At 73.0% G+C, this 1,872-nt stretch carries 1 protein-coding gene; it reads right to left on the bottom strand.

Features of this window, described 5'->3' with window-relative positions; translation table 11 throughout:
- A partial coding sequence (locus D183_RS0122605) for a ligand-binding sensor domain-containing diguanylate cyclase (protein ID WP_017911004.1) occupies positions 1 to 1,872 on the bottom strand: 1,872 nt, incomplete at both ends.

Raw genomic sequence — 1,872 nt, 5'->3', positions numbered from 1 at the left:
CCCCCCCCCCCCCCAGCCACTGGCTCGGCGTGTCGTCCGGGCGCAGCGCGACCAGGCCGGCGCTGAAGGTGACGCGCAGCGCCGGCGCCTCGGGCGCCCACTGCAGGCGTGCATGGAACAGGTCGCGCAGGCGCGTGGCCAGGCGCTCGGCGTCGGCCAGCGGCGTGTCGCCGAGCAGCACCGCGAACTCTTCGCCCCCCAGGCGCGCCGGCAGGTCGGAGGCGCGGCAGGCGCTCAGCAGCAGTTGCCCGACTTCGCGCAGCACCGCATCGCCGGTGGCATGCGAGTAGCCGTCGTTGATCTGCTTGAAGCGGTCGATGTCCATCACCAACAGGCACAGCGGCGCGCCACTGCGCTGCGCGCGCTGCATGCTGTGCACCAGCACCTCGTCGAAGTGGCGCCGGTTGGGCAACGCGGTCAGCGCATCCTCGTGCGCCAGGCGCTCGAACGCGGTGGCCTGGCGCTGCAATTCCGCCAGCAACTGGCTCTTCTCGGCATCGGCCTGCAGCAGGCGCTCGGTCTGCAGCCGCAGCGCGCTGGTGCGCCGCGCCACCAACCGCTCCAGGCGCAGGGCGCGACGCTTGTAGCGCGCGATCAGGTAGCGGTACAGCAGCACCAGCGCCAGCAGCAACGCCACCGCGGCCGCCGCATGGACGCTGTGCCGCTGCCACCACAGCGGCGCCACGCTGAAGCGCCACACGGCTTCGCGGGTGCTCCAGGCGCCGTCCGGATGCGCCGCGGCCACGTGCAGGGTGTAGTCGCCCGGCGGCAGCCCGATGAACTCCACGCTGCGCTGGTTGCCGCGATCGATCCAACCGGTGTCCAGGCCGTCGAGCCGGGTGCGGTAGCGGATGCGCTCGGGCAGCAGATAGCTGAGGCCGACATAGGACACGGTGATGCGCTTGGCGCCGGGCAGTTGCGACATGTTCTGCCAGGGGAAGGGCTGGCCATCCAGCAACACGCTCTCGATCGCCGCCGGCGGCGGCAGGCGATCGCGGAAGCGCGCCAGGCGCCGCGGATCGACCATGCTGACGCCGCCGGCGGTGACCAGCCACACCGTGCCATCGTGGCGCAAGATCATCGACGGCCCGGAGCTGCCATTGCCCTGGGCGTTGGACATGCCGTCGATCTCGTCGTAACGGCTCACCTGCAACCGCGCCTGGCGGCCGTCGGCGACCGCGTCCAGCGCCGCCGCGGTGGTCCGCAGCACGCCGCGGTTGCTGCTGATCCAGACGTTGCCGAGGCGGTCGCGGACCAGTTGGAACACCGTGTCCACCGGCATGCCCTGCTCCAGCCCCACCCGCGCCAGCTGGCCGTCGCGGTCGCGGTGCAGGCCGCGGTCGGTGGAAATCCACACATCGCGGCCCAACGCCTGGAATCCGAACACGGTGCGCGCGCCGCCCAGCGGTTCCAGCGCCAGCTTCCGCACCCGGCCATCACGCAGTACCGCCGCGCCTTCGACCGAGCCGATCCACAGCGCGCCGTCGACGCTGGCCAGGGCGGTGATCAGGCCGCGCGGCAAGCCGGGCACGTCCGGCACCGACAGCCGGTCGCCGTCGATGCGCATCACCCCGCTGCGCGTGCCGATCCAGACCGTCCCAGCGGCATCGACGCTGAGCGCACGCACCTGCCCGCTGGGCAAGCCCTCGTTGGTTCCGTAGTGGCGCACGACGCGGCCGTCGCGCAGGCGGAACACGCCGTCGGCGTAGGTGCCCATCCACAGGTCGCCGTCGCGGCCGCGCGCCAGGCTCAGGACCGATGGCGCGTCGCGCAGCGCAACCGGGGCGATGCGGCCATCCGGCGCCATCCGGTCCAGCCCGGCGGCGCTGCCGATCCACAGCGCGCCGTCCGGCGTCTCCAGCAGCGCGCGCA

Origin of the sequence: Xanthomonas sp. SHU 199 (assembly GCF_000364665.1) — a bacterium.
Taxonomy (GTDB): Bacteria; Pseudomonadota; Gammaproteobacteria; order Xanthomonadales; family Xanthomonadaceae; genus Xanthomonas_A; species Xanthomonas_A sontii.
This window is presented reverse-complemented; position numbering and strand designations above follow the sequence as displayed.